Source organism: Massilia solisilvae (assembly GCF_024753215.1).
Classification (GTDB): domain Bacteria; phylum Pseudomonadota; class Gammaproteobacteria; order Burkholderiales; family Burkholderiaceae_D; genus Telluria; species Telluria solisilvae.
The window spans coordinates 86,687-111,464 of the sequence record NZ_JANUGV010000001.1 but is presented as its reverse complement, the minus strand read 5'-3'; the positions used below and the strand labels follow the sequence as shown (position 1 = coordinate 111,464).

Here is a 24,778-nt window from a genome sequence, read left to right as displayed (position 1 = left end):
AGCCATTCCGCCGATTATATGACCCATGATCGAACAAGCACGACGCGATTGCCCAAAACGCGCCTGCAAGCCATCAGTCAATCGTCCATCAGGGCGTGCGCGGCACGTTGCTGTTCGGACATGGGCCAGATCATCGCCGACTTCTGCCTTGACCAGCCGAGCTTGAGGTAGAAGTTGTCCTTGCCCACCGCCGCGGTCAGGGTCACGAACTTGTAGCCGGCGAGCTGCTCGCGCAGGTGGTCCACAATCTCGCGCCCCAGCCCCCTGCCCTGGCAGGACGGCTTGACCACCACATCGACCAGCATCGCGTAATAGCGGCCGTCGTCCATCGTGCGGCCGAACGCTACCAGGTCCGCGCCTTCGTACACGAAGATCACATGGCTGCTCTTCTCGAACGCGCCACGGATCTGCTCCGGCTGGCGCTCACCCCAGCCGACCTCGGCAAACAAGGCCGCGACGGCCGTCCAGTCAACGCCGTGCGTGCTGTAGCTCTTCTCCATGGGCAATCCCCTCTTCCAAATAGTCGGCCAATTTGAACATAAGGCGAAGAACCTTGCTTATGGGCTATTGGCTGTAGAGATAGGCTGCGATGTCGCGGGCCTGGGCCGGGGTGACGCCGAGCTCCGGCATGGCGGTCTTCGGGTTGATCGCGCGCGGATGCTCGATCCACTTCATCAGGTTGTCTGCGCTGTTGGGCAGCACGCCGGCGACATAACTGCTGTCCTTGATCTCCTTGAGCGAGGGGCCGACCTTGCTGTCGGCATGCGCGATGCCCTTGATCTGGTGGCAGCTGGCGCAGCCGAAGCTTTCGATGAGCTGCTGGCCGGCGCGCGGATTGCCGCCGGTGAGCGGTTCAACGGAAGGCGGCTTGCCGCACGCCGCGAGCGATGCCGCAAGCACGATCAGCAGATACGCAGGTTTCATCGATCAGCTCCCATCAACATTGTCGGCCGCCGTACGGCCAGCCAGCCCGCCATCAAGGCCAGCCCTGCGGCCACGTAGGCAAGCCCGCCCGGAATCCACATGATCAGCCCACCGAGCTGCTGGTCTTCCACCGCGCTCAGCCCGAACGCGTGCCAGGCGCTGTCGCCGTAGGCCGGGTACCACACCGATTCGGAAAACGTGAACAACGCGCCCAGCGCGCCGGTGTGCATCATGGTCGAGAACAGCGAAATCATCGCGTGGCCGCGAGCGCCGCTGCCGACCTGCTTGCCGAGCACGGCCCACCAGAACAGCAGCGCGGAGAACAGGAAGCTGGCGTGCTGCAGCGCGTGGATGCCGTTGTTCCTGAGTGCGGCCTGGAAGAAGCCTGGCACGTGCCACATCCACAATGCGGCAAAGTGCAGGATCCAGGCGTTGACCGGACGCGTGATCACGTCCCAGAACAACACAACCGCCCGCGCGTGCGTGACCGGTCGCACACCGGTACGCAGCGATGACGGCAGCGCCCACACCCATACGCCAAGCGGCCGCCCGAGCACCATCAAAGGCGCTGCGACGATCATCAACAGTTCGTGCTGCACCATGTGCGCCGAAAAGGCCAGGCTGCCGGCGCCGTCGATGGGCGAGGCCAAGGCCAGCGCCAACACCAGCCAGCCGCAGGCGAAGCAGGCGGCCTGACGCGCAAAACGGTGGCGTGAGCGGCTCATGCGCAGCCACAGCCTGCGTGCGCCGACGACGTGGAGCATCAGCGACAACGCCAGCAGCGCAAGCACCCACCATTCGGCGCCCCAGCCGAGCGTCTCGCCGGTGGCGTGCTCTTCTTCGACGTCGTGGGCGAACGCGCTGGCGGCTGCGAGCCACGGGAGCGGAAGGGTCAGCCAATGGCGCATGGCGACAATACCCATTGCGGAAACCACTGTGCGATCACGACAAGGCTGGACAGCGTGCCGACCATGCCGGCGACAGCCGACATGAAGCGGCCGCGCGCCGCCGCGTCGTCCTGCCTTGGCGGAGTGAGCGAGCCGCCGCCCTGCACCAACCAGTTGCGCCACGCCTGGAAGGTCAGCAGCACGCAGATCGCGAGGATCGCCGCCGAGACGATGTGCATGGCCACGTCGGACTGGTGCGAGCACTCGGGCGTGGTGAGCGCATAGGTGATCGACAGGTTCGCGAGCGCCAGCGACGGGGCGACCAACAGGGCGGGCCAGTTTGCCATGTTCCCTGCGCGGCTCACAGCCGCGCCCCCCAATAAACAACAGCATAGATCGGGATCCAGCTCGCCACCACGAAGTACCAGTAGGCCGCGTTCTCGCTCACGTCCACGAAGCGCTTGCCTTCCAGCGGCCCGGTGAACATCAGCACCGTGAGCACCAGCGAGTCGTAGAAATCGGTGACCAGGTGGGTGGTGTGCAGCCCCATCAGCATCCATACGGCCGACCCGTAGGCGTCGCTGTCCCAGCTGGTGTTCAGGGCCCTGAACTCGAACACGCGCAGCACCAGGAAGGCGGTGGCAAAGAGCATGCAAACGACCATCCAGATGCGTACCTGCTGCAGGTCGAGCTTTTCGGCGGCACGCTTGACGAGCCAGTTCGGGATCACGCTGCCCAGCATGATGCAGGTGTTGACCGTGCCCCATATCAGGTCGGGCGGGAACTGGCTCATCGGCCACCGGCTGGCGTGACTGCGCAGGTAGAAGTAGGTCATGACCGCCAGCGCGAACACCGTGCCTTCGATCGCCATCAGGCCCATGGTGCCCCACCACATGGGGCTGCGGTGGCTGAAGGCGAAGGTCGGCAGATGACGCACATCGAGGGCGTCGCCGCTGCGGGTCGAGGTGCGTTCGATCGGCGGGGTCATGGGCGTATCTCCGAGGCCGCGCGCAGTTCGGACGTGCGGCGCCTGGGCCAGAACCAGAACGTGGTGCCGATGGCGACCGGGATCGAGGCCCACACCACGGCCCACGGCGTAAAAATCGAGCCGATGAACAGGATCGTCACCGCCACCGCCGACAGGAAAGGCCAGATCGAGGACGACGGCAGCCACATGCGGTGATCGAGCTCGGCGTCGTTGACGGAGGTGATCAGCACTTCGCGGTGCTTGTTGGTCAGCCCCGTTACGTGCGACGGCATGCCCTGCGGCTCCCACAGCGGGTCGCGCCCGTGCACCACCGGCATGAGCTCGAAGTTGCCGGCCGGCGGAGGCGAAGCCGTGGCCCATTCCAGCGTGCCCGCGCCCCACGGGTCGTCGCCCGCCAGTTCGCCGTGGCGCCGGCTTTTGAGCACGTTGATGATGAAGAGCAGGACGCTGATCGCAATCGTGAGCGCGCCGATCGATGCCAGCAGGTTCATGTCGCCCCAGCCCATCTCCTGGGGATAGGTGTAGATCCGGCGCGGCATGCCTTGCAGGCCGAGGATGTGCATCGGGAAGAAGGTGACGTTAAAGCCGATGAAGAACAGCCAGAAGTTCCAGCGGCCCAGGCGCTCGTCGAGCATGCGGCCGGTGAACTTGGGGAACCAGTAGTAAAAAGCGCCGAACAGCGGAAACACCGCGCCGCCCAGCAGCACGTAGTGCAGGTGGGCGACGACGAAGAAGGTGTCGTGCAGCTGGGTGTCGAGCGCCACCGAAGCGAGCATCAGGCCGGTGAGCCCGCCCAGCAGCAGGATCGCAAAAAAGGCGAGCACGAACAGAAGCGGCGTTTTAAAGTGGATGCGGCCGGTCCAGAGCGTGGCGATCCAGCAGAAGATCTGCACGCTCGTGGGAATCGCGATCATCAGGCTGGCCGCGGTGAAGAAGGTCTTGCCCAGCTCCGGCAGGTTGGTGGCAAACATGTGGTGTACCCACAGGCCGAACGCAAGGAAGGCGGTGGCGATCAGCGCCAGCACCATGGCCGGGTAGCCGACCACCGGGCGCCGCGCAAAGGTGGGGATGATGCTGGAGATGAAGCCGAGCGGCGGAATGAAGATCAGGTACACCTCGGGGTGGCCGAAGAACCAGAACATGTGCTGCCACAAGAGCGCGTCGCCGCCCTCGCCCGGGTTGAAGAAGTGGGTGCCGACCAGGCGGTCCAGGATCAGCGCGGTGCTCGACAACATCACGGCCGGCATCGCAAACAGCACCATGAACGAGGTCACCAGCATGGTCCACACGAACAGCGGCATGCGGTTCAGGGTCATGCCGGGCGCGCGCATCTTGAGCACCGTGGTGATGATGACGATCGCTTCCATCAGCGCAGCCAGCTCGGTGAAGGTGATCATCTGCGCCCAGAAGTCCACCCGTTTGCCGGGCGAGAACTGGGGGCCGGACAGCGGCACGTAGGCGAACCAGCCGGCGTCCGGGCCAATGTCGAGGAAGAAGCCGATGTAGAGCATCAGCCCGCCGAAGGTGAAGATCCAGTACGCGAACGCGTTCATGCGCGGGAAGGCGACGCTGCGCGCGCCGATCATCAGCGGCACCAGGTAGATCGCGACCGCCTGCATCACCGGCACCGCGAACAGGAACATCATGGTGCTGCCGTGCATCGTGAACAGCTGGTTGTAGAAGTCCGGTCCTATCAGCTTGCTGTCGGGGCGGGCCAGCTGCAAACGCATCAGCGCGGCCAGGATGCCACCGGCGACAAAAAACGCAAACGTGGTGACCATGAAGCGCATGCTGACCGTCTTGTGGTTGACGGCGGATAGCCAGCCGATGAGGCCAGGCGGATCGCTCCAGGTCTGCTGCAGCTCGGCCGCTTCATGTGCCGGCAAGCGCGGCAGGGGCGCGGATACGGTATTCATTTCAGCGTCTCCAGGTAAGCCAGCAAGGCTTGCAGGTCATCCGGCTCCAGCGCGTTGGACGGCATGTTCACGCCCGGCTTGAGCGATTGCGGGTCCGCGATCCAGCCGCCCAGGTGGCCGCGGTTGTTGGGGAACATGCCGGCGGCAATGGTGCTGCGGCTGGCAAGGTGGGTCAGGTCGGGGCCGAATTTGCCCTGCGCTTCGGTGCCGCTCACGGTGTGGCACATCACGCAGGTCTTGCCCTGGAAGACCTGCTGGCCGCGCTGGGCGAGCGCGTCGGCGGGTGCCGTGGCGGGCGCGTTCTGGTGCATCGCCCACGCCTCGTACACCGGCGACGGTTCGGCCACCACCAGCAGCGCCATCATCGCGTGCTCGAGGCCGCAGAATTCGGCGCACTGGCTGCGGTAGGTGCCGGGTTTATCGGCCTGGAAGCGCAGGACCGCGGTGCGCCCCGGGATCAGGTCGCGCTTACCGTGCAGGTTGGGCACCCACAGCGAGTGGATCACGTCGTTGCTGCGCAGGGTGATCACGACCGGGCGCCCGACCGGGATGTGCAGCTCGTTCGCGGTAACGAAGTTCTTCGACGGGTCGTCGTACTGGTAGCGCGCTTCCCACCACCACTGGTGTCCGACCAGCTCGATGTTGACGGCGTCGCGCAGCGGCAGCCGGGCCAGCGCGCGCGTGGTGAACACGTCCGCGGCCAGCAGCGCCAGCAGCCCGACGATCGACACGCCGACGCCCCAGCCGACCACGCGGTGCACGCGCCGCTCCGGCTGCGCAAGCGAAGTCATGTCCGGCGCCTCCCGCTGGGCCACCTTGGGTGCGCGCCACAGGGCCACCAGGCATGCGCCGAGCACCAGCACGAACACGAGCGTGCACAGGCCGAGCGTGAAGTTCCACAGGTTGCCGATGTGGGCAGCCTGCGGGCCAGCCGCGTGCAGCGTATCCTGCGGCGCAGGGGGCGCCGCCGACGCGCTCGCCGCGACCGCCAGCCAGAGCGCGGTGGCTCGTCTGGTCATGGCTGCCATGTCAGTGCTCCACCGCGGGGGTTTGCTCATGGGTCGGCGTCTCCCTCTTGCGACGCGACTCGGGCTTGCTGGCGGACAGATTGTCGCTGCGCGTTCCGGCCACGTCCTCGCGCAGCTGGCCGCTCATCGAACGCACATAGGCCACCAGCTGCCAGATCTGGTCTTCCGGCACGTGCGCGCCAAACGAGGGCATGCCGTTCGGGCGTCCCTGCGAGATCGAATTGAAGATGCTCTCCGGGTCCGAGCCGTAGCGCCACTTGTCATCCATGAGCGGCGGGCCCATGCCGCCGCCGCCCTGCCCGTGGCAGCCGGCGCAGTTGTAGGCGCGGAACCACTGTTTGCCCTGCGAGACGGCGAAGGCGTTTTCCTCGTAGCGGTTCTTGACCGGCGCCTCCACGCTTGCCGCGTACGAGTGGCCCTGGGTCGAGGATGCCGCCGGCGGCGCCTTGGTCGGGCGCTGCTCGCGGTAGCAGCCTGCCATCAGCAGCGACAACGCGAGCGCGCACAACAGCAAACGATTGATGGCAGGCTGCCTCATGGTTTCGCTCCCCCTGTCTGGGCGGCGGCCACGCGTTGGGGCATGGCCACCGTCGGTACGAAATAGCTGGCCAGGATGGCCTGAACGTCGGCGCGGCGGCGCTGCAGGATCTCGTCGAGCCGGTCGCGCAGCGCCTTGTCGCCCTTGCGCACGCCCATTGCAATCGAAAACTCGAACGGCACCGGCAGCCCGGGCGGCGCGCTCGCCGGCGTGAGCGCCAGTCCCGCGCGGTGCGCAAAGTAGCCGGCCTGCGGCCCCCACACGAGCGCAAGGTCGATCTGGCCCGATGCCACCGCATCCACCATGCGTCGCGCCGCCGGGCCGTCGCCGTACAACGCGTAGCCGCGCACGTTGTCGATGAGGCCGGCCCTGGCCAGCGCGTAGCCGGGCGGGCTGGTGGCCAGGTCGTCACCGATCAGCTGCACGCCAATGCGCCGGCCGCGCAGCGCCTGTGCATCGAAGCCTTCGAACGGCGCGGTCCCGTTGCGAAAGACGGCGACATAGGTCGAGCGATAGTAGGGCCGAGTGGTAAGCACGCGCTCGAACCCGGCCGGCACGCCGATGAACAGGTCGCACTGGCCCGCGCCCATGGTCTTGCGCACGAAGCCGCGGCCCTGCTCCAGCCAGAAGTAGGAGAGCTTGGCCTTCATGTCGTCGGCCACCAGCTGCGCGATGCGGTTCTCGAAACCGGATTGGTCGCGCAGCGAGTACGGCGGGTTGTCCGGGTCGGCGCATACGCGCAGTTCGGGCTGTTCGGCGGCGCATGCGACGCCACAGCCGGCCAGCAGCAGCGCGAACGCCGCGCGCAGCAAGTCAGGGAAGCGCGAAGACATACAGCATGCCTCCCTTGCCGGTGTACTGGGGCAGGTCTTTGGTCACGTTGACGAAGCCGTTGGCCGCGGTGCCGTCGCGCGCGTCCAGCCCGCCCGACACGATCGAGCCGGCCCAGCCGCCCACGCCCGACAGCACCGCGATGTATTGCTTGCCGTCCGGTCCACGGTACGAGACCGGCTGGCCGACGATGCCCGAGCCCACCTTGAACTGCCACAGCGGGGAGCCGCTCTTTGCGTCCACCGCCTTGAACCAGCCGTCCATGGTGCCGTAGAAGACCACGTCGCCGCCGGTGGCCAGCGCCCCGCTCCAGACCGGGAAGCGCTCGGGAATCGACCAGCGCTTGCGCCCTGCCGCCACGTCCCAGGCCGTGAACAAGCCGCGATTGCCGCCCGGGCCAGCGGTCATTTTGTTGTCCACGCCCACGTAGGGTGTGCCGGCGATGTACGAGACGTCGTAGGTGTCGGTGTCCTGGCAGATGTTCTGGTGCGGGATGTAGAGCAGCCCGGTGCGCGGCGACCACGCGGACGGCTGCCAGTCCTTGCCGCCGACCGAGGCCGGGCAAATGTCGCGCACCACCTTGCCCACGCTCGGCTGCTTCTGCGGGTTGTATTTGAGCTTGCCGCTCTTGAGATCGACGCCCTCGGTGGTGGTGATGTGCACGAAGGGGTCTGCCGCGAGCACCTGGCCGGTGGCGCGGTCGATCACGTACACGTAGCCGTTGCGGTCCGGGTGCACCAGGATCTTGCGCTGCGCGCCCTTGTACGGGATGTCGAGCAGCACATTCTCGTTGACGCCGTCGTAGTCGTGCAGGTCGTGCGGGCTGAACTGGTAGAACCAGCGCGCCGCGCCGTCGTCCGCCTTGCGTGCGAAAATGCCGGCAGTCCACTTGTTGTCGCCGGGGCGCTGCTCCGGGTTCCACGGCCCGGGATTGGCGGTGCCGTAGTAGACCAGGTCGGTTTCGGGGTCATACGACACCCAGCCCCAGACGTTGCCGCCGCCGATCTTCCACGCCTCGGGCGGCCAGGTCTTCACGCCCAGGTCCTTGCCGCGCTCGGATTCGTAATACGGTTTGAAATCGGCGCCGATCAGCACGTCCTTGTCGGGCCCGGTGCTCCAGGCACGCCACACTTCCTTGCCGCTGCCGGCATCGAGGGCGACCAGCCAGCCGCGCACGCCCAGCTCGCCGCCGCTGTTGCCGACCAATACCTTGCCCTTGACCGCCAGCGGGGCCATGGTGATCGTTTCGCCCTTCTTGATGTTGCCCAATTGGGTGCGCCAGACTTCCTTGCCGCTGGCGGCATCCACCGCGATGGTCTGGCCGTCCAGCGTGTTCATGAAGATCTTGCCGTCGGCGTAGGCCACGCCACGGTTGACCACGTCGCAGCAGGCCACCCCCTGGGCGGTGGCGTCAGGCTTGGGCTCGAACTTCCATTTCATTGGCGCGCCCGGCTTGGTCAGGTCCAGCGCATACAGGTAGTTGGGATACGGCGCGACCAGGTACATGGTGTCGTTGACGACCACCGGGGCGGCCTCCTGCCCGGCCTCTACCCCCATCGAAAACGTGAACGCGACCTTGAGATTCTTGACGTTGCCCGGGGTGATCTGCTCGAGCGCGCTGTAGCGTGTGTTGGCGTAATCCTTGGCCGCCATTGGCCACTGGCCGTCATCCGCCGGCGGGACCGCCTGCGCGGCCAGCCCGATGGCCGCCAGCGCCGACGCCAACAGCAGCGCAATGAACCTGCGGCAGGGGTTCGACTTCATTGCGTGGCCTCCCGTCCGATTTTGTTATCAATATGCTACGTATATCGCATTCCTACAAATGCTGACGCACGGCTGAGACGGGTGCGGCGCCTCATCAATTGCGCGAGGCAAAATTGGCGGATTGGCTATGCTGTGGTCGGCTCATCCATGAGGGAGAAACGACATGAACATGCGAAGTGCAATTGCCGCTGCGCTCCTGTGCGCCGCAACCGGCGCGGCGCTGGCGGCACCGCTGGCCTATGTGCCGAACGAGAAATCGGGCACCGTCAGCGTGATCGACACCGGCACCGACAAGGTGGCGCGCACCATCGGCACTGGCGGCAAACCGCGCGGGATCGCGGTCAGCCCGGATGGCGCCACCTTGTACGTGAGCGACCGGAGCGCCAATGCGCTGCTGGTGGTGGAGCTGGTGGGCGGCACGGTGCGCGAGCGCATCGGCCTGGGCGAATCGCCCGAGGGCATTGACCTGTCCCGCGACGGCAGCCTGCTGGCCGCGGCCAGCGAAACGACCAACGGTGTGGTGCTGGTCGAAACGGGCGGCGAGCACCGCAAGTGGACCGTCCAGGTGCCAGGCAAGAACCCGGAACACACAGCCTTCAGCCCGGACGGGCGCTGGGTGCTGGTGGGTGCGGAGGATGGCGCGCAGGTGGACATCGTGGACGTGGCGCAGAAGAAGGTGGCGGCCTCGGTGGCGGTAGGCCAGCGCCCGCGCGGCATCGGCTTTGCGCCGGACGGGAAGACGGCTTACGTGGCCTGCGAGCTGGACGGCACGCTGTACGCGATCGACATCGCCACCCGCAGCGCCACGCCGTTCAAGGCCGGCCCGTTCTCCAATGGGGTGACGGTGTCGCCCGACGGCGCGAAGGTGTATGTCTCCAGCGGCCGCGGCGCGCGCGTCGATGTGTTCGATACGGCCAGCCGCCGCTTCGTCGCGTCGATCCCGGTGGGCGAACGGCCGTGGAACATGGCGATCACGCCCGACGGCAGGAAGCTCTACGTGGCCAACGGCCGTTCCGGTACGGTCTCGGTGATCGACACCGCCACCAACAAGCGCGTGGCGGACGTGAAGGTGGACGAACTGCCCTGGGGCGTGGCGATCCGCTAGGCCAGCAGCTGGCGCGCGTGCGACAGCAGGTACAGCAGCACGCCAATCAACCCGCCCACCACGGTGCCGTTGATGCGGATGTACTGCAGGTCCTTGCCGATGTTGAGCTCGACCTGCTCCGACATCTCGCGGCTGTCCCAGTTCTTCACCGTGTCCGCGATGTGGCGCGTCAGGAAGGCCGCGAATTCGGGCGCCGCGCCGCGCGAGGCCGCCTCCAGGCTGTCGTTGAGCGAGCGGCGCAGGTTCGGGTCGTCGACCAGCATCTGCCCGACCCAGGCGCCGGTGGCGGCCACACGGCGCGCGAGCTGCGAGTCTTCGCTGGCGAGATCGCGCTTGAGCCACGCTTTCAAGTCGTGCCACAACGATTTGAGGTAGGCGTTAAGCGTTTCGTCTTCCAGCAGGTAGCGCTTGATCTCCTCGCCCTTTTCCAAAAAGGCCGCGTCGGTCTTGAGGCGTTCGATGAACTCGCGCGCAAAGCTGTCGAAGCGCTGGCGCAGCGGATGGTCGCGGTCCTCGCTCACGCGCTTGAGGATGCCGGCCGCCAGCCGCACCGCGATGTCGGCGCCCTTGCGGCCGATCATCTCGGATGGCAGCATGCGCTCGATGAACGCGTACTCCTCGCGCAGCCAGTCCACGATGCCCTGCGCGATGTAGCCCTGCGTCTCCTCGTTCTGCAGCAGCTTAGCCAGCTGCTCGATCGCTTCATCGAGCAGCTGCTGGTGGCGGCCTTCGCGCGTGAGGCTTTCGAGCACGGTGCCGGCAGAGCGCGACAGGTCCACCTGCCCCACCATCGTGTGCACGGCCTTGGCCAGGAAGTTCTGCACCGCCGCGTCTTCGGTGAAGTCGAGCGCCCACGCCGCCGCCCTGGTGACGTAGGTTCCCACGCGCTCGGTGTTCTCGGGCTGGACCAGCCAGTCGGCCACCTTCTGCGCGGGGTCGTGCTTGTGGATCAGGCCGACGATCGATTCGGTGTCGAGGAACTTGTCGCGCACGAAGGCGGCCAGGTTGTCGGCGATCTTGTCCTTGTTGGCGGGGATGATCTCGGTGTGGCGCGACACGAACGGAATCGGCACGCGCCTGAACAGCGCCACCACCGCGAACCAGTCGGCCAGCGCGCCGACCATCGCGGCTTCCGCGAACGCCTTGAGCAGTTCGGACCACCACGCCACCGGCAGCGCCAGCGAAACCGCGAACAGCGCCGCCGCGCCGCAGAAAAACAGCAGCGCAAGGTTCTTCGATTGGCGAAGTTCACGTTCCTTGGTCATGCGAGACGATTCTAGCTCAGGTGCTCGCAAGCCATGCTATATGAGTTTGGCCGCCCTCAGCGTTTCGATTGACTCGGCCGGCAAGTCCCAGGCCTTGAGGATGGCGGCGCCGTCCTCCGCAGGCAGTGACTGGGCGGGGCCGGCCGGCGTGCGCGAAAAGCGCGGCGCCGGCGCGGGCTGCGTCACGCCGTCCACCTGCACGAAGGTGCCGCGGGCACGGTTGTGTGCGTGCTCCGGCGCTTCGGCCATGTCCAGCACGGGCGCAAAGCACGCGTCCGAGCCTTCCAGCAGCTTGCACCACTCGTCGCGGGTGCGGGTCTTGAACAGCGCGGCAAACTTGTCCTTCAGGCGCGGCCAGTCGCGCTGGCTCCACTGGTTGGCAAAGGCCGGGTCCTCGGCGCGCGCCAGCGCCAGCAGCTGTTCGTAGAACTGCGGCTCGATCGCGCCCACGGCGACGAATTTGCCGTCGGCGCAGGCATAGGTGTCGTAGAACGGCGCGCCGCCATCGAGCACGTTGGCCTCTCGCGCGCTGCCCCACATGCCGCAGGCACGCAGGCCGTACATCATCGCGCCCAGCAGCGCCGCGCCGTCGACCATGGCCGCGTCCACCACCTGCCCCTTGCCCGACTGGCGCGCTTCCAGCACCGCGCAGACCACGCCGAACGCGAGCAGCATGCCGCCACCGCCAAAGTCGCCCACCAGGTTGAGCGGCGGCGCGGGTGGCGTGCCCGCCCTGCCCATCGCGTGCAGCATGCCGGACAGGGCGATGTAGTTGATGTCGTGGCCGGCGGCGTGCGCGAGCGGGCCGTCCTGCCCCCAACCGGTGATGCGTCCGTACACCAGCTTGGGGTTGCGCGCCTGGCACACGTCCGGCCCCAGGCCAAGGCGCTCCATCACGCCGGGGCGGTAACCTTCCAGCAGCACGTCGGCCTTGTCCACCAGCTGCAGCAGCGCGTCCTTGGCCTCGGGGCGCTTCAGGTCCAGCGCCAGCGAACGGCGGCCGCGCGCCATCACGTCGTATTTGGTGCCGAGCATGGGGAACACGTCCTTCACGTGCGCGCCCTTGCGGTCGATGCGGATCACGTCCGCGCCCATGTCGGCCAACATCATCGCGGCGAACGGGCACGGGCCAAGGCCCACCATCTCGATCACACGCACTCCTGCAAGCGGTCCGGCCATGCTGCCTCCTATAGCGAGCGGGCGATGATCTCTTTCATGATCTCGTTCGCCCCGCCGTAAATGCGCTGCACGCGCGCGTCCACGTACATCTGCGCGATCGGATATTCGAGCATGTAGCCATAGCCGCCAAAGAGCTGCACGCACTGGTCCACCACCTTGCACTGCAGGTCGGTGATCCAGTACTTGGCCATGGAGGCGCGCACCGTGTCCATGCGCCCTGCCATCATGTCCTCGATGCAGCGGTCGAGGAAGACTCGCGCGACAGTAGCTTCGGTCTTGATTTCGGCCAGCGCAAAGCGCGTGTTCTGCATCTCGATCAGCGCCTGGCCGAACGCCTTGCGCTCGCGCGCGTGCGCCACCGTCAGCTCCAGTGCGCGCTCGATCGAGGCCACCCCGACAATCGCCACCAGCGTGCGCTCGTACGGCAGTTCGGTCATCAGCTGGGCAAAGCCCTTGCCCTCTTCCCCGCCCAGCACGTTCTGCGCCGGGACGTGGGCGTCATCGAAGAACAGCTCGCAGGTGTCCTGGCCTTTCTGCCCGACCTTCTCGAGGATACGGCCGACGCGAAATCCCGGATTGTCGCGGGTTTCCAGCAGCATCAGCGAGATTCCCTTGGCGCCGGCGGCCGGATCGGTCTTGGCCACGACCAGCACCAGGTCGGCCAGGTAGCCGTTCGAGATGAAGGTCTTGGAACCGTTCACGCGGTAGCCGCCCTCGCCCTTGATCGCCGTGGTACGGATGCCTTTGAGGTCGGAGCCGGCGCCCGGTTCGGACATCGCGATGGCCGCAACCATTTCGCCGCTGGCCAGCTTGGGCAGGTACTTGCGCTTCTGTTCTTCCGTGCCCTGGTTGAGCAGGTAGTGCGCGACGATGGCATGCACGTGCAGGCCGAAGTTCATGTCGCCCGCGTAGGCCAGCTCCTCGAACACCACAGCCATGTGCGCAAAGCTGCCGCCCGAGCCTCCGTACTCCTCGGGGATGTCGGCCAGCAGCAGGCCCATGTCGCCGGCCTTGTTCCACAGTTCGCGGTCCACGTGCTGCTGTTTGCGCCAGCGCTCCTGGTGCGGCGCGATCTCGTGTGCGACAAAGCGGCGCACGGCGTCGCGAAAGCCTTCCAGTTCCGCCGTCATCCACGGCGAATCGATGATCGCTTTCATGCGCGCTGGTACAGCGTGACGACGCAGGCCCCGCCCAGGCCCAGGTTGTGCTGCAGGGCCTGGCGCGCGTCCTCGACCTGGCGCGCGCCGGCGCTGCCGCGCAGCTGGTGCGTCAGTTCAAAGCACTGGGCCAGGCCGGTCGCGCCCAGCGGGTGGCCCTTGGACAGCAGGCCACCCGACGGGTTGGTGACGACCTTGCCGCCATAGGTGTTGTCGCCGTCGCGGATGAACTTGTCGGCGCCGCCTTCCGGGCACAGGCCAAGCGCCTCGTAGGTGATCAGCTCGTTGTGCGCGAAGCAGTCGTGCAGCTCGACCACGTCGACGTCGTCCGCGCCGATGCCGGCCTGCTCGTACACCTTGGCGGCGGCCTCGCGGCTCATGTCGTAGCCGACCAGGCGCATCATGTCGTTGGATTCGAAGGTGCCAGGGCGGTCGGTGGTCATGGCCTGCGCGGCGATGAATACGTTCTTCTTCAGGCCGCGTTTGGCGGCAAATTCCTCGGACACCAGCACGGCCGCGGCAGCGCCGCAGGTGGGCGGGCAGGCCATCAGGCGCGTCATCACGCCGGGCCAGATCATCGGTGCGTCCAGCACGTCCTGCGTGCTCACCTCCTTGCGGAACAGCGCCAGCGGGTTGTTGACGGCGTGGCGGCTGGCCTTGGCGCGGATCATCGCGAACGCTTCCAGCGGGGTGCCGTATTTTTCCATGTGCGCCAAGCCGGCGCCGCCAAAGTAGCGCAGCGCCAGCGGGATCTCGGGCTTGCCGACCAGGCGGTCCGTGACCGCGTCGAAGTCGTCGAAGGGCGTGGGGCGGTCGGTAAACACCGAGGCCAGCGCGCCCGGGCTCATCTGCTCGAAGCCGAGCACCAGCACGCAGTCGACCGCGCCGCTGGCCACCGCCTGGCGCGCGAGGAACAGCGCGGTCGAGCCGGTGGAGCAGTTGTTGTTGACGTTGACGATGGGGATGCCGGTCATGCCGACCGGATACAGGGCCTTCTGGCCACAGGTGGAGTCGCCGTAGACGTAGCCGACGTAAGCCTGCTCGATGTCGTCGTAGGACAGGCCGGCATCGTGCAGCGCGGCGCGGGCGGCCTGTGCCCCCATCTCGTGGTACGGGGCGCTGGCGCCCGGTTTGGCGAACGGGATCATGCCCACGCCGGTTACGAAAGCTCTGCGGCTCATTGTCTCCTCCTCCCGGATCAGGTCTCTTGACCAATCGGACCATTATAGGTCGGTCAACTGACCGCGGATTAGAGGACGGCGTCTAGTTGGAACTTTCTTGCGCTGGCTCGTCCGGGGGGTGGCCCCCAAGCATTAATTTGTCCGACCATGCCGCTTGACGTGCTAACGACGGTTCTCTGCAGTGAGTGTTCCTTGCTTTTCAATGAGGTAACCAATGAAAAGCCCGCCGGCAACTTGCGCTGCGGGCGGGCCTCGGCCTTCGAGGGAGCGTGCTTACGCGACCGCTTCCTCGGCCTCTTCCTCGCACAGCTTCAGGCTGGCCGGGCGCGACACCACCGGGCCGGCCGGCAGCATGGCGCTGCGCTGCTCCAGCAGCGCGAACACGGCGTCCTTGGACAGCACATACTGGTCGAGCAGGGTGTCCTTGAGCGACTCGATCACTGCCTTGTAGTCGCGCATCGAGGCCAGCGTGTAGTTGTACAGCTCGTCCGACTTCTGCTCCACCTGGCGCAGCGTGCGCTCGGCGGCGCCGTCCTGCTGCAGCTGGCTGTAGTCGATCTTCGAGCGCGAGTACATCGACAGGCGGCTCACCATCAGGTTGAGCATCTTGGTCACTTTCTCGATGTCGTTCTGGCTGCCCACCGAGATGCCGCGCGCGCCGTAGAACAGCTCCTCGGCCGCCACGCCGCCGTACAGGCCGACCACGTCGCGCTCGAGCTCTTCCAGCGTGCGCAGGCTCATGTCGTCGTTCGACTGCAGCACGTAGCCCAGCGCGCCGATCTTCGACACCGCCTCGGTGCTGATCTTGATGAGGTGCGACTTCTCCTTCACTTGGGCCAGCGGCAGCCCGGCGCGCAGATACGGGTCGATCTGCATGAAGAAGTGGCCCAGCTCGTGCAGCGCCACGCGCTCGCGCTGCTTGTGCTTTTCAGCCGTGGTGGCGCGGTCGGTCAGGCCAATGGTGGCCCGCTCGAAGGCGCGGAACATCAGGTCGGTGTTGATGATCTTCTTCTCCTGGATCGAAATCATGCTGGCGCGCTCGACCACCGATTCCAGCAGCGCCGGCGACAAGTTGGTGGTGATTTCCGCCACCTGGTCCAGGTCGAGGTCGTCCCAGTCCACCAGTCCTTCCTTCTTGCGCGACAAGAAGCTCTTGAGCAATTCGCGGCGCTCGGCCTTGTTCGGCAGGCGGAAATTGATCTTCACCGAGAAGCGGCGCAGCATCGCTTCGTCCATGTCGGTCGAGGCGTCGTCGAAGTTCGAGGCCACCACCCAGATCACGCCCTGGCCTTTGTCGCTCTTCACACCGTCCAGGAGGCCAAGCAGGGTGTTGGCGGTATCGTCTTCCCACTTTTTCTCGCTGCGGCCGCGCGGCATGAACAGGCTCTGCGCTTCATCCAGGAAGATGATGCAGCGGCCCTTGGCGGCGGCCTTGCGGTACAGTGCGTTGAGCGCTTTCGAGCCGCCCCCCACGTAGCCCGATTCCAGCGCCGAACCCGACGCCGAGATCATCGGAATGTCCAGGCGCTTGGCCAGGTAGCCGACCAGCTTGGTCTTGCCGGTGCCCGCGGGGCCGGTCAGCATCACGTTGAACGGCTTGTCGATGTTGTGCTGCTGGTAGAGCTCGCGGTTGCGGATCATGTCTTCCAGGTGCAGCACTTCCTGCTTGATGTCGTCCATGCCGATCAGGTCGTCCAGGCTGCCCTTGAGCTTGTCAGGGGTGATCATCGAGGCGCTGGTGCCCATGCCCGGGATGCCGAACTTCAGGCTGTACAGGATCAGCAGCACGATTGCGATGTTCAGGCCGTGCGCCTTGACGAAGTCGAACGCGGCCGAGGCAAAGCCGCCCTCCTCTTCCAGCACCGCCTTGTGCGAGGCCAGGTAGTCGTCCTTGGCGATCGAATAGGGAATCGCGTTCTTGAGCAGCACTTCACGCTCGAGCGACAGGTGCGAGGTGCTCGGCACCTTCACCACGTGCAGCTCGGACGAACCCTTGAATTTGAAGACGTAGCGCGGCGCGTCCGACAGCGGCCGGGCCACCAGCAGGTAGTCGAGGCGGTCTTTTTGCGAGGCCAGCTGGGTAATCTCGGCAATATTCTGGGAGTGGATTACCGGGCTCGGATCCTGCGGCACGTTGGACTTGTAGATGAACAAGCCAACGCCGATGCCAAGCAGCACGGCCGTCAGGATGCGGACGTACACGTTCTTGAAGGCAATTTGGAGTCGGGCAAAGTTGGGCATTATCGGTACTCTACAAATGTGGGTGCGCGTGATGCGACATTGCAAAACAGCGTTGCCTTCCGTAGGCCTTGGATAAGCTGGAAAGGCGGCGGCGCGGGGCCGCTGGGTGGCGTCAAACTGAGTCGTCTGACATTCTTGTGATGCCCGAAGGCAATGGGGATATGGAGACTATACCCGTAAAGAAAAGCGAGGTGTATACGGCTTTTCCGAAAATATTTTGACGTGGCGAAACCGACAAACTTTTCGTTGGCGAGCTGTCAAATTTCGTTATCGCGTCGCCAAAAAAAGCGTGCGGAAATGATCTTTATGCAGGCCTGCGCGGCATCGTTGGCCAACAATGTGTTGCGTAGATCCACGCGTGTGGCGCGGCGTGCCGGCTGGTTCAATCGGGCGCGACGTGCGCTGGCTTTTTGTTATGCTCTGGCGTGGGTCCGGTAGTGCCGCATCCGCGTGATCCATTCGCTCAGCAGGCAAGGCCTGGCACCAGAAGGGGGAACGACCGTGAACAGATTCGCACTTGCAGCAGCGCTTGCGTGCGGTGTGGTGGGCAGCGCCCACGCCACCGTCGTCGATCTTTTCCCGCAAGAGCCTGCCGCGCAGGCCCAGGCGGTGCGCATGCAGCGCGTGCCCGACCTGGCGCTGGCGCCCGCGGCGCCCACGGTGCTGCCCGCCCCCCGCATGTCCGAGCTGCCCGAGCCAGAGGTATTCGCGATGATGCTGCTCGGCCTGGTGCTGATCGGCTACCGCGCGCGCCGCGACAGCAGCGAAAAATTCAAATAAGCAGCCGTTCGCCTCAATTGGCGTGGCTGCTCAGGCGGCAGGTCTTGTCGATGTTGGCGTAGGCCACGCCGTTCTTGAGCGCGCGGGCAATGCATTCCGCCTTTTGCGGCCCCGAGCGCGATCCGAACACGAACGCCAGCGCGACCGCGACAACGATTCCCGCAACAATCGCCAAGCCCTTCAGCAGGTCCTTGTCCATTTTTCCTTCCCGGCATCTTGATGTCCGGGGATTCTAAGGGGCTTCTTGCGCGCACGCACTATGCGCGGCGCATGGGTGTTTCGCTCACGCTACAACCGGGTGCCAGTCTCGCGGCACAGGGCGTGCAGTTTGGACAGGGTGGCCCAGTTGCGCGAGGTGGTCTTGTCGCCCAGCAGCTTGCCAACGGCAGCCGCCGCCGCACTGTCCAGCACCCCGTCAGGACACCAGACATAGGCCGCGCGCCGGCCCAGCGCAAGCGCGCCGGGCGCCCACGCCTGCCCGCACAGCGGTTCCAGCAGCGAGCGCAGGCCGGGGTCGGCCAGCACAAAGGCCAGCAGCCGCGACGGGTCGGTGGCCACGCCGACCAGCGGGTTCTCGTCGATGAGCTGGGCCAGCTCGTCGCTGGCCAGCACGGTCACGCGCGAGGCCACGCCCAGGCGCAGCACCAGCTGCTCCTCGATCGCGGCAGCGGCGGCGGCAGGCGTCGCCGGCGCGCCGCTGAAGACCACGTTGCCGCTGTTGAGCACGCTGCGGACGTCGCCGAAGCCCAGGCTGGCGACGAGCTTGCACAGGTCCGCCATCGGGACCCGCTTTGCCCTGCCAACATTAATGCCGCGCAGCAGCGCGATGTAGCGTTTGCCTGCCATGCGGTTAATGGTACTCCAGCCTGTCTCGTGGGGCGAGCATCGGCTTACTTGACCAGGCCTTCATCGCGCAGCGCCTGCTGCACGGCCGGGCGGCCGCCCACGCGCGCCATGTAGGATTTCAGCGCCGGCCAGTCGTCCAGCGACATACCGACATAGCCGCACCAGCCCAGCACGGTAAACAGGTAGGCGTCGGCCACCGTGAACTGCGAGCCCATCAGGTAGTCATGGCCGGCCATCTGCTGCTCGATATAGTTCAGGCGGTTGCCCACTGCGGTGCGCGCCGCAGCCTTGGCGTCGTCGCTGGTGCCCGGCATGAACAGCGGGGAGAACCCTTTGTGGACCTCGGCGGCGATGTAGTTCAGCCACTCCATCAGCTGGTAACGCGCGAAGCTGCCGGCGGCCGGGGCCAGGTTCGACGCCGGCGCCAGGTCGGCGATGTACTGCACGATGGCCGCGCCCTCTGTGAGCACCTTGCCGTCATCCAGCTGCAGCGCGGGCACGTAGCCCTTCGGGTTGATCGTGCGGAAATCTGCACCGCTCGCGGTCACCTTCTTGCGCACGTCAACTTGCTCGGCCGTGAACGGAATGCCGGCCTCGTTGAGGACGATGCGGGGGGACAGGGAGCAGGCGCCAGGGCTGAAATACAGTTTCATCAGTTCATCCTTCAAGTGAAAACGCGCAGCGCGCGTGCAAGGGGCTCCATGCCGGAGCCGAAGAAATGGCGAGAATACAACAACGCGCCGCGGCGCGCTTGGGGCCGCTCAATTCGCCTCTCTGGACTTTTTCCCACATCGCCATTCTGGCCCCCACTCGGGCAAAGCGAGTGATAAGATTGCCGTGAAGTAACTGCGGGGATAAACATGGGCGCTGGATACAAGCTGATCACGCTGGCCGATGCACGGCCAGGCCAGGTGCTGTCGGACGTGCTGCTCGACCGCGTGGGCCAGGTCCTGCTGCCGAAGGGGGCCGTGCTCAGCGAAGGGAACCTTGCTGCGCTGGAACGACACGGCGTGGCCATGTTGCCGGTGGTGATGGACAAGCTCGAGGCGCCCGACCCGGCACTGGTCAGGGAGCGGCTCGAGCGCCTGTTCCGCCACCCTGCCGGCGAGCACGACAGCACGGCGCGCGCGCGGCTGCGGCGCTATGTCGAGCAATACCGGCTTGGATCGGAGGCAGCGCCATGAACCAGGACGACCACGATTTCGACAACGCACTGAAGGACCTGCCGACACCGCCGGCGGTCGTGACGGAGCTCTTGACCAGCATCGACCGCGCTGATGCCGACGTCGCGGTGCTGGCCAAGAAGGTGGCCACCGACCAGGCGCTGACCGCCAAGACGCTGCGGCTTGCCAACTCGTCGCTGTACAGTCCCGCGGCACCGGTCAACACGATCCAGCAAGCCATCACCTTCCTCGGGTTCCAGACCACGCGCAACCTGATCATTGCAGCCGCGATGACCACCTGCTTTACCGCGCGGCGCTGTGCGGGCTTCGACGACAAGCTGTTCTGGCGCCATGGCATCGCGGTGGCCGCCTGCGCGCGCGTGCTGGCGCGCCACCTGCGCGTGAATCAGGACCTCGCTTTCACCGCCGGTCTGCTGCACGACATCGGACGCCTGGTGCTGGTGACACTGCACCCGCAGCGCTACGCCGAGGTAATCGCCTGGCGCAGCACGCACGACGGCACCGTGCTGGACGCCGAACGCGCGGTGCTGGGCGTGGACCATGTGCTGGCCGGTGCCGCGCTGGCCCGCCAATGGCATTTCCCGGACGCGATCCGCCAGGCGCTGGCAGCCCACCATACGCCCGACAGCCCGGGGGCCGGCGCGCTGGCCGCGCTGATCCACGTGGCGGACGCCGTGGCGCACGCGCTGGACCTGGCCGGCGAACAGAACGAAGTGGTGCCTCCCCTGTCACTGGACGCGTGGAACGCGCTCGGGCTGGATCAAGGGGAATGGCTGCAGGTCTTCCGTGAAACGGAGCTGCAGTTCGAGGAAATTGCCACCATCCTGACGGCGTGACGCCATCGGTGGCATGGGGCTGGGCGCACAAGCAGCGCGCGACGCCGTTCACGGCGCCGTGCGGCTGCCGGGCTGTGCCGCAGGCGTGACAGTTGCGCCTGTCACGCCTGGGGCATTAGTGCGCATAGTTGCCGGACGACGAGGATTGGTCCGACGACGTCGCCTCGGATTTCTGCTGCTGCGGTTGCTGTTGCTGTTGCTGGGCCGCAGCGGCAGCGGCCTGCTGGGCAGCCTTTTCTTCAGGCTTCGGGCGGCCCTGGGCATCGGACAGGCGATACTTGGTGCGGCGATCGCCCATCAGGTCGCGCAGGTCGCGGATGCTCATGCCGGTTACCTCGTGCATGCGGATCAGCAGCGATGCCCCCACCGGCAGGCGGTGATGGCGGATCTTGCTGATGACAGGCGGCGCCACCTCGAGCATGCGCGACAGCGCTGCGTCGTTCTTCAGCTGCATTTTGCCGAGCAGGATGTCGAGCAGGTGGTTCGGGTTATAACTTTCCTGTGATGCCAAAGCATGATGTGCCATGATTTACCTCGTCAGTGTGGTTAAATAGTTCCGTTACGAACTTTGTTAAAGACTATCTTTCGTCAACATAAGTTCCCGGAAAACGTTCTTGGCCGATTAAACAGAACAAATCTGATGGCCACCTTAAGAACGTGCCGGATAGCATGCGCCAGCGCTTCCCGCTCCCCCACGACGTGCCTTGTCTTTCGACCAATTATCAGACTCATACGCCTACAGTACAGCCGACCTGAGCACAAAAGATATTGTTCGAAATCAAGCTATCGTTTGGAAAGCTTGTCACAAAAGCATTTCAACATATTGAGACAATTTGTGGCGCACGCAAGAGTTTTCTTGATCTGATTTTGCGCATAAGAATTCTTTCAGAAGCCGTTGATTTACAACAGGAAAGATGTCGCACAAGACGACGGGAATGGTGCAGCGTAGCAGCGCCGGCCCGAAAATCAAGATTTAACAATCTAACCACTTTGTCAATTTCTGCCGCAGGCGGAAATGGTTGATTCCTTGGGGCATTAAAAATCGGACCTCCACACGGCTGCGTTTTGGCCCGTGTTTCCGATTTACGGTAAACTGTCCGTCCCCTTGCCAAAGCACTAGCACCCCTTCCACGCCAGCACTCCATGCAGAAAAAAGTATTCATCAAGACCTTCGGCTGCCAAATGAACGAGTACGACTCGGACAAGATGGCAGACGTCCTGGGCGCCGCCGATGGCCTGGTGCGCACCGACAAGCCGGAGGACGCCGACGTCATCCTGTTCAACACCTGCTCGGTGCGCGAAAAGGCGCAGGAAAAGGTGTTCTCTGACCTGGGCCGCATCCGCGAACTGAAACGCGACAAGCCCGACCTGGTGATCGGCGTGGGCGGTTGTGTGGCATCGCAGGAAGGTGCGGCGATCGTCAAGCGCGCGCCGTACGTGGACGTGGTGTTCGGCCCGCAAACGCTGCACCGCCTGCCGCAGCTGATCGCCACGCGCCGCGCCACCGGTTCGGCGCAGGTGGACATCAGCTTTCCCGAGATCGAAAAGTTCGACCACCTGCCGCCCGCCCGGGTCGACGGCGTGGTGGCCTACGTGTCGATCATGGAAGGCTGCAGCAAGTACTGCAGCTATTGCGTGGTGCCCTACACCCGCGGCGAGGAAGTGTCGCGCCGCTTCGAGGACGTGCTGACCGAAGTGGCGGGCCTGGCCGCGCAGGGCGTCAAGGAGCTCACCCTGCTCGGCCAGAACGTGAACGCCTACCGTGGCGCGATGGAGGATGGGCAGGTGGCCGACTTTGCGCTGCTGCTCGAATACGTGGCGGCCATTCCCGGTATCGAGCGCCTGCGCTTCGTGACCAGCCACCCCAAGGAATTCACCCAGCGCCTGATCGACGCGTATGCGAAAATCCCGCAGCTTGTCAACCACCTGTACCTGCCGGTGCAGCACGGTTCCGACCGCATCCTGCAGGCGATGAAGCGCGGCTACACGGCGCTCGAATACAAGTCGATCATCCGCCGCATGAAGGCGGTGCGCCCGAACATCTCGATCTCGTCGGACTTCATCGTCGGCTTCCCCGGCGAGACCGATGCCGACTTCGAGGCGATGATGAAGCTGGTGCAGGACGTGGGCTTTGACAACAGCTTCTCCTTCATCTTCAGCAAGCGCCCGGGCACCCCGGCCGCCAACCTGGAAGACGACACCCCGCACGAGGTCAAGCTCGCGCGCCTGCAGCGCCTGCAGGCCGTGATCGACGAGAACACCCGCAAGACCAGTGCCGCCATGGTCGGCACCGTGCAGCGCCTTGTCGTTGAAGGCGTGGCCAAGGCCGGCAATGGCGAACTGACCGGGCGCTCGGAAAACAACCGGGTGGTCGTGTTCGCGCCGGGCGAGGCGGGCGAATCGCTCATCGGCCAGCTCGTGGACGTGCGCATCACCGAGAGCATGGGCTACACGCTGCGCGGCGAGCTCGTCCCCAACATTGACACGATTGCCAAAGCCAGTTGAAAACACCGACCCCAACACAGCCGTCGTATTTCATTCCCGAGCCGCTCGATAACACGCGCTTGGCCCACCTGTGCGGGCCGCTCGACGAGAACCTGCGCCAGATCTCGGCGGCGCTGGACGTGACCATCTTCCGGCGCGGCGAAAAATTCATCGTCAGCGGCGCCAACGCGGGGCGCGCGGTCGAACTGCTCGAGCGCTTCTACGCGGTGGCCAACAAGGTGGTGCCGATCGAGGAAGTGCAGCTCGCGCTGGTCGAGCAGCGCTCGGGCCTGAAGCCAGGCCTGCCTGCGGCCGAGCCCGAGGAAGAAGACGAGGAAGGCGAGGAGCCGGCCCCCGAGCACGTCACGCCCACGCTCAAGACCCGCCGCAGCGACCTGCGCGGGCGCACGCCGCACCAGATCCAGTACCTGCGCGCGATTCTTGAACACGACATCAGCTTCGGCATTGGCCCGGCCGGCACCGGCAAGACCTATCTCGCGGTGGCGTGCGCGGTGGACGCGCTCGAGCGCGACGCGGTCAAGCGCATCGTGCTCACGCGCCCGGCGGTGGAAGCGGGCGAGCGGCTCGGCTTTTTGCCGGGCGACCTGACCCAGAAAGTGGACCCGTACCTGCGCCCGCTGTACGACGCGCTGTACGACCTGCTGGGCTTCGACCGCACCCAGAAGCTGTTCGAGAAGCAGGTGATCGAAATCGCGCCGCTGGCCTACATGCGCGGGCGCACGCTCAACCACGCGTTCGTGATCCTGGACGAGGCGCAGAACACGACGGTCGAGCAGATGAAGATGTTCCTGACCCGGATCGGCTTCGGCAGCAAGGCCGTGGTGACCGGCGACGTGACCCAGGTGGACCTGCACAAGACGATGAAGAGCGGCCTGGTCGATGCCACGCACGTGCTCAAGGACGTGCGCGGCATCGCGTTCACGCAGTTCTCGAGCGCGGACGTGGTGCGCCATCCGCTGGTTGCGCGTATCGTGGATGCTTATGCCAAGGCCAGCTCGGTTGACGAGATCGCGGCCTTGCCCAAACCGGTGGCGGTAAAACATGCAAGAAAAAAATCATAAACTGAGCCTGAACGTCCAGTACCCGGACGCGCGCCTGGAGCCCACGATCACCCGCGCCATGCTGAAGAAGTGGGTGCAGGCCACCCTGCTCGGCCCGGCCGAGCTGACCATCCGTTTTGTCGATGCCGAGGAAGGACTGGCGCTGAACCGCGACTACCGCGGCAAGGACTACGCCACCAACGTGCTGACCTTCGCCTACAACGAAGGGGCCGAGCTCGACGACGACGAACCGAGCGAAGCCGACATCATCCTGTGCACCGACGTGCTGATCCGCGAAGCCGAGGAACAGGGCAAGACGGTCGAGGAGCACGCGGCGCACCTGGTGGTGCACGGCGTGCTGCACGCACAGGGCTTCGACCACGAGCACGACGAGGAAGCCGAAGAGATGGAACAGCTCGAGCGCGACATCCTGGAAGCGCTGGGGTATCCGGATCCGTATCCCGAGAACGACTGACGGCCATTGCCGTGACCGTAGGGTGGGCAGCTTGCTGCCCACGCGTTCAAGGCACGACTGCGTTCAACGGTGCGTCTGCAACACCACCAATTGAACGCGTGGGCAGGA

Annotated in this window: 26 protein-coding genes; 7 read left to right on the top strand and 19 right to left on the bottom strand. The window is 65.6% G+C overall.

Features of this window, described 5'->3' with window-relative positions; translation table 11 throughout:
• Positions 1–77: 77 nt before the first annotated feature.
• The 10 genes from NX773_RS00555 to NX773_RS00510 form a co-directional block, all read right to left on the bottom strand.
• Positions 78–500, bottom strand: coding sequence for a GNAT family N-acetyltransferase (locus NX773_RS00555; RefSeq protein WP_258854459.1), 423 nt, complete (start codon positions 498–500; stop codon positions 78–80).
• A gap of 64 nt (positions 501–564) precedes the next feature.
• Positions 565–924, bottom strand: a complete 360-nt coding sequence (locus tag NX773_RS00550; RefSeq protein ID WP_258854458.1) for a c-type cytochrome — start codon at positions 922–924, stop codon at positions 565–567.
• Positions 921–1,847 carry a cytochrome c oxidase assembly protein gene (locus NX773_RS00545; RefSeq protein WP_258854457.1) on the bottom strand — a complete coding sequence of 309 codons (927 nt, stop codon included), beginning with the start codon at positions 1,845–1,847 and terminating at the stop codon, positions 921–923. Before NX773_RS00545 ends, NX773_RS00550 begins: the two co-directional genes overlap by 4 nt.
• A complete protein-coding gene (locus NX773_RS00540) occupies positions 1,817–2,158 on the bottom strand; it encodes a hypothetical protein (RefSeq protein WP_258854456.1) in 342 nt (113 codons plus the stop codon). The genes NX773_RS00545 and NX773_RS00540 overlap by 31 nt, the downstream gene beginning before the upstream one ends.
• A gap of 14 nt (positions 2,159–2,172) precedes the next feature.
• The gene (locus tag NX773_RS00535; protein WP_258854455.1) at positions 2,173–2,799 is read right to left on the bottom strand and encodes a cytochrome c oxidase subunit 3; all 627 of its coding nucleotides are present in this window, start codon (positions 2,797–2,799) and stop codon (positions 2,173–2,175) included.
• Positions 2,796–4,715, bottom strand: a complete 1,920-nt coding sequence (gene ctaD, locus NX773_RS00530; RefSeq protein ID WP_258854454.1) for a cytochrome c oxidase subunit I — start codon at positions 4,713–4,715, stop codon at positions 2,796–2,798. Before ctaD ends, NX773_RS00535 begins: the two co-directional genes overlap by 4 nt.
• The gene (coxB, locus tag NX773_RS00525) at positions 4,712–5,743 is read right to left on the bottom strand and encodes a cytochrome c oxidase subunit II (RefSeq protein ID WP_258854453.1); all 1,032 of its coding nucleotides are present in this window, start codon (positions 5,741–5,743) and stop codon (positions 4,712–4,714) included. Before coxB ends, ctaD begins: the two co-directional genes overlap by 4 nt.
• 1 nt (position 5,744) lies before the next feature.
• A complete protein-coding gene (locus NX773_RS00520) occupies positions 5,745–6,281 on the bottom strand; it encodes a c-type cytochrome (protein WP_258854452.1) in 537 nt (178 codons plus the stop codon).
• Complete coding sequence (locus NX773_RS00515) at positions 6,278–7,114, bottom strand: substrate-binding domain-containing protein (RefSeq protein ID WP_258854451.1); 837 nt, start codon at positions 7,112–7,114, stop codon at positions 6,278–6,280. The genes NX773_RS00520 and NX773_RS00515 overlap by 4 nt, the downstream gene beginning before the upstream one ends.
• Positions 7,095–8,876, bottom strand: a complete 1,782-nt coding sequence (locus NX773_RS00510) for a methanol/ethanol family PQQ-dependent dehydrogenase (protein WP_258854450.1) — start codon at positions 8,874–8,876, stop codon at positions 7,095–7,097. Before NX773_RS00510 ends, NX773_RS00515 begins: the two co-directional genes overlap by 20 nt.
• Before the next feature lie 163 nt (positions 8,877–9,039).
• On the opposite strand from NX773_RS00510, the gene NX773_RS00505 reads away from it, so the two are divergent.
• Positions 9,040–9,981: a beta-propeller fold lactonase family protein gene (locus NX773_RS00505; protein ID WP_258854449.1), complete on the top strand. Its 942-nt coding sequence runs from the start codon at positions 9,040–9,042 to the stop codon at positions 9,979–9,981.
• Here NX773_RS00505 and NX773_RS00500 read toward each other — a convergent pair.
• The 5 genes from NX773_RS00500 to NX773_RS00480 form a co-directional block, all read right to left on the bottom strand.
• Positions 9,978–11,246: a DUF445 domain-containing protein gene (locus NX773_RS00500; RefSeq protein WP_258854448.1), complete on the bottom strand. Its 1,269-nt coding sequence runs from the start codon at positions 11,244–11,246 to the stop codon at positions 9,978–9,980. The genes NX773_RS00505 and NX773_RS00500 overlap by 4 nt on opposite strands.
• Before the next feature lie 36 nt (positions 11,247–11,282).
• Entirely contained in the window at positions 11,283–12,425 is a 1,143-nt protein-coding gene (locus NX773_RS00495) for a CaiB/BaiF CoA transferase family protein (protein WP_258854447.1), read from the bottom strand.
• Positions 12,426–12,433: 8 nt separating this feature from the next.
• Positions 12,434–13,582, bottom strand: coding sequence for an acyl-CoA dehydrogenase family protein (locus tag NX773_RS00490; protein ID WP_258854446.1), 1,149 nt, complete (start codon positions 13,580–13,582; stop codon positions 12,434–12,436).
• The gene (locus tag NX773_RS00485; protein ID WP_258854445.1) at positions 13,579–14,763 is read right to left on the bottom strand and encodes a lipid-transfer protein; all 1,185 of its coding nucleotides are present in this window, start codon (positions 14,761–14,763) and stop codon (positions 13,579–13,581) included. Before NX773_RS00485 ends, NX773_RS00490 begins: the two co-directional genes overlap by 4 nt.
• Positions 14,764–15,036: 273 nt before the next feature.
• The gene (locus tag NX773_RS00480; RefSeq protein WP_258854444.1) at positions 15,037–17,004 is read right to left on the bottom strand and encodes an AAA family ATPase; all 1,968 of its coding nucleotides are present in this window, start codon (positions 17,002–17,004) and stop codon (positions 15,037–15,039) included.
• Between the two features lie 501 nt (positions 17,005–17,505).
• On the opposite strand from NX773_RS00480, the gene NX773_RS00475 reads away from it, so the two are divergent.
• Positions 17,506–17,784 carry a PEP-CTERM sorting domain-containing protein gene (locus NX773_RS00475; RefSeq protein ID WP_258854443.1) on the top strand — a complete coding sequence of 93 codons (279 nt, stop codon included), beginning with the start codon at positions 17,506–17,508 and terminating at the stop codon, positions 17,782–17,784.
• A 13-nt stretch (positions 17,785–17,797) separates the two neighbouring features.
• On the opposite strand, the gene NX773_RS00470 is transcribed toward NX773_RS00475, so the two are convergent.
• The 3 genes from NX773_RS00470 to gstA all read right to left on the bottom strand — a co-directional run bounded on the left by NX773_RS00470 (position 17,798) and on the right by gstA (position 19,283).
• Positions 17,798–17,983 (bottom strand): hypothetical protein, encoded by a 186-nt coding sequence (locus NX773_RS00470; protein ID WP_258854442.1) that lies wholly within the window; start codon positions 17,981–17,983, stop codon positions 17,798–17,800.
• Between the two features lie 89 nt (positions 17,984–18,072).
• A complete protein-coding gene (locus NX773_RS00465) occupies positions 18,073–18,630 on the bottom strand; it encodes a DUF1697 domain-containing protein (RefSeq protein WP_258854441.1) in 558 nt (185 codons plus the stop codon).
• Between the two features lie 44 nt (positions 18,631–18,674).
• Positions 18,675–19,283 (bottom strand): glutathione transferase GstA, encoded by a 609-nt coding sequence (gene gstA, locus NX773_RS00460; RefSeq protein WP_258854440.1) that lies wholly within the window; start codon positions 19,281–19,283, stop codon positions 18,675–18,677.
• A gap of 207 nt (positions 19,284–19,490) precedes the next feature.
• On the opposite strand from gstA, the gene NX773_RS00455 reads away from it, so the two are divergent.
• Positions 19,491–19,814, top strand: coding sequence for a hypothetical protein (locus NX773_RS00455; RefSeq protein ID WP_258854439.1), 324 nt, complete (start codon positions 19,491–19,493; stop codon positions 19,812–19,814).
• Entirely contained in the window at positions 19,811–20,650 is an 840-nt protein-coding gene (locus NX773_RS00450) for an HDOD domain-containing protein (protein WP_258854438.1), read from the top strand. The genes NX773_RS00455 and NX773_RS00450 overlap by 4 nt, the downstream gene beginning before the upstream one ends.
• 115 nt (positions 20,651–20,765) lie before the next feature.
• Here the strand turns inward: NX773_RS00450 and NX773_RS00445 are convergent, their stop codons facing one another.
• Entirely contained in the window at positions 20,766–21,176 is a 411-nt protein-coding gene (locus tag NX773_RS00445) for a hypothetical protein (RefSeq protein ID WP_258854437.1), read from the bottom strand.
• 617 nt (positions 21,177–21,793) lie between these two features.
• Here NX773_RS00445 and miaB point away from each other — a divergent pair.
• The 3 genes from miaB to ybeY are packed head-to-tail and all read left to right on the top strand — an operon-like array spanning position 21,794 to position 24,670.
• Positions 21,794–23,155, top strand: a complete 1,362-nt coding sequence (miaB, locus tag NX773_RS00440; protein ID WP_258854436.1) for a tRNA (N6-isopentenyl adenosine(37)-C2)-methylthiotransferase MiaB — start codon at positions 21,794–21,796, stop codon at positions 23,153–23,155.
• Positions 23,152–24,216, top strand: coding sequence for a PhoH family protein (locus NX773_RS00435; RefSeq protein ID WP_258854435.1), 1,065 nt, complete (start codon positions 23,152–23,154; stop codon positions 24,214–24,216). Before miaB ends, NX773_RS00435 begins: the two co-directional genes overlap by 4 nt.
• Entirely contained in the window at positions 24,197–24,670 is a 474-nt protein-coding gene (gene ybeY / locus NX773_RS00430) for an rRNA maturation RNase YbeY (RefSeq protein WP_258854433.1), read from the top strand. Before NX773_RS00435 ends, ybeY begins: the two co-directional genes overlap by 20 nt.
• Positions 24,671–24,778 lie beyond the last annotated feature (108 nt).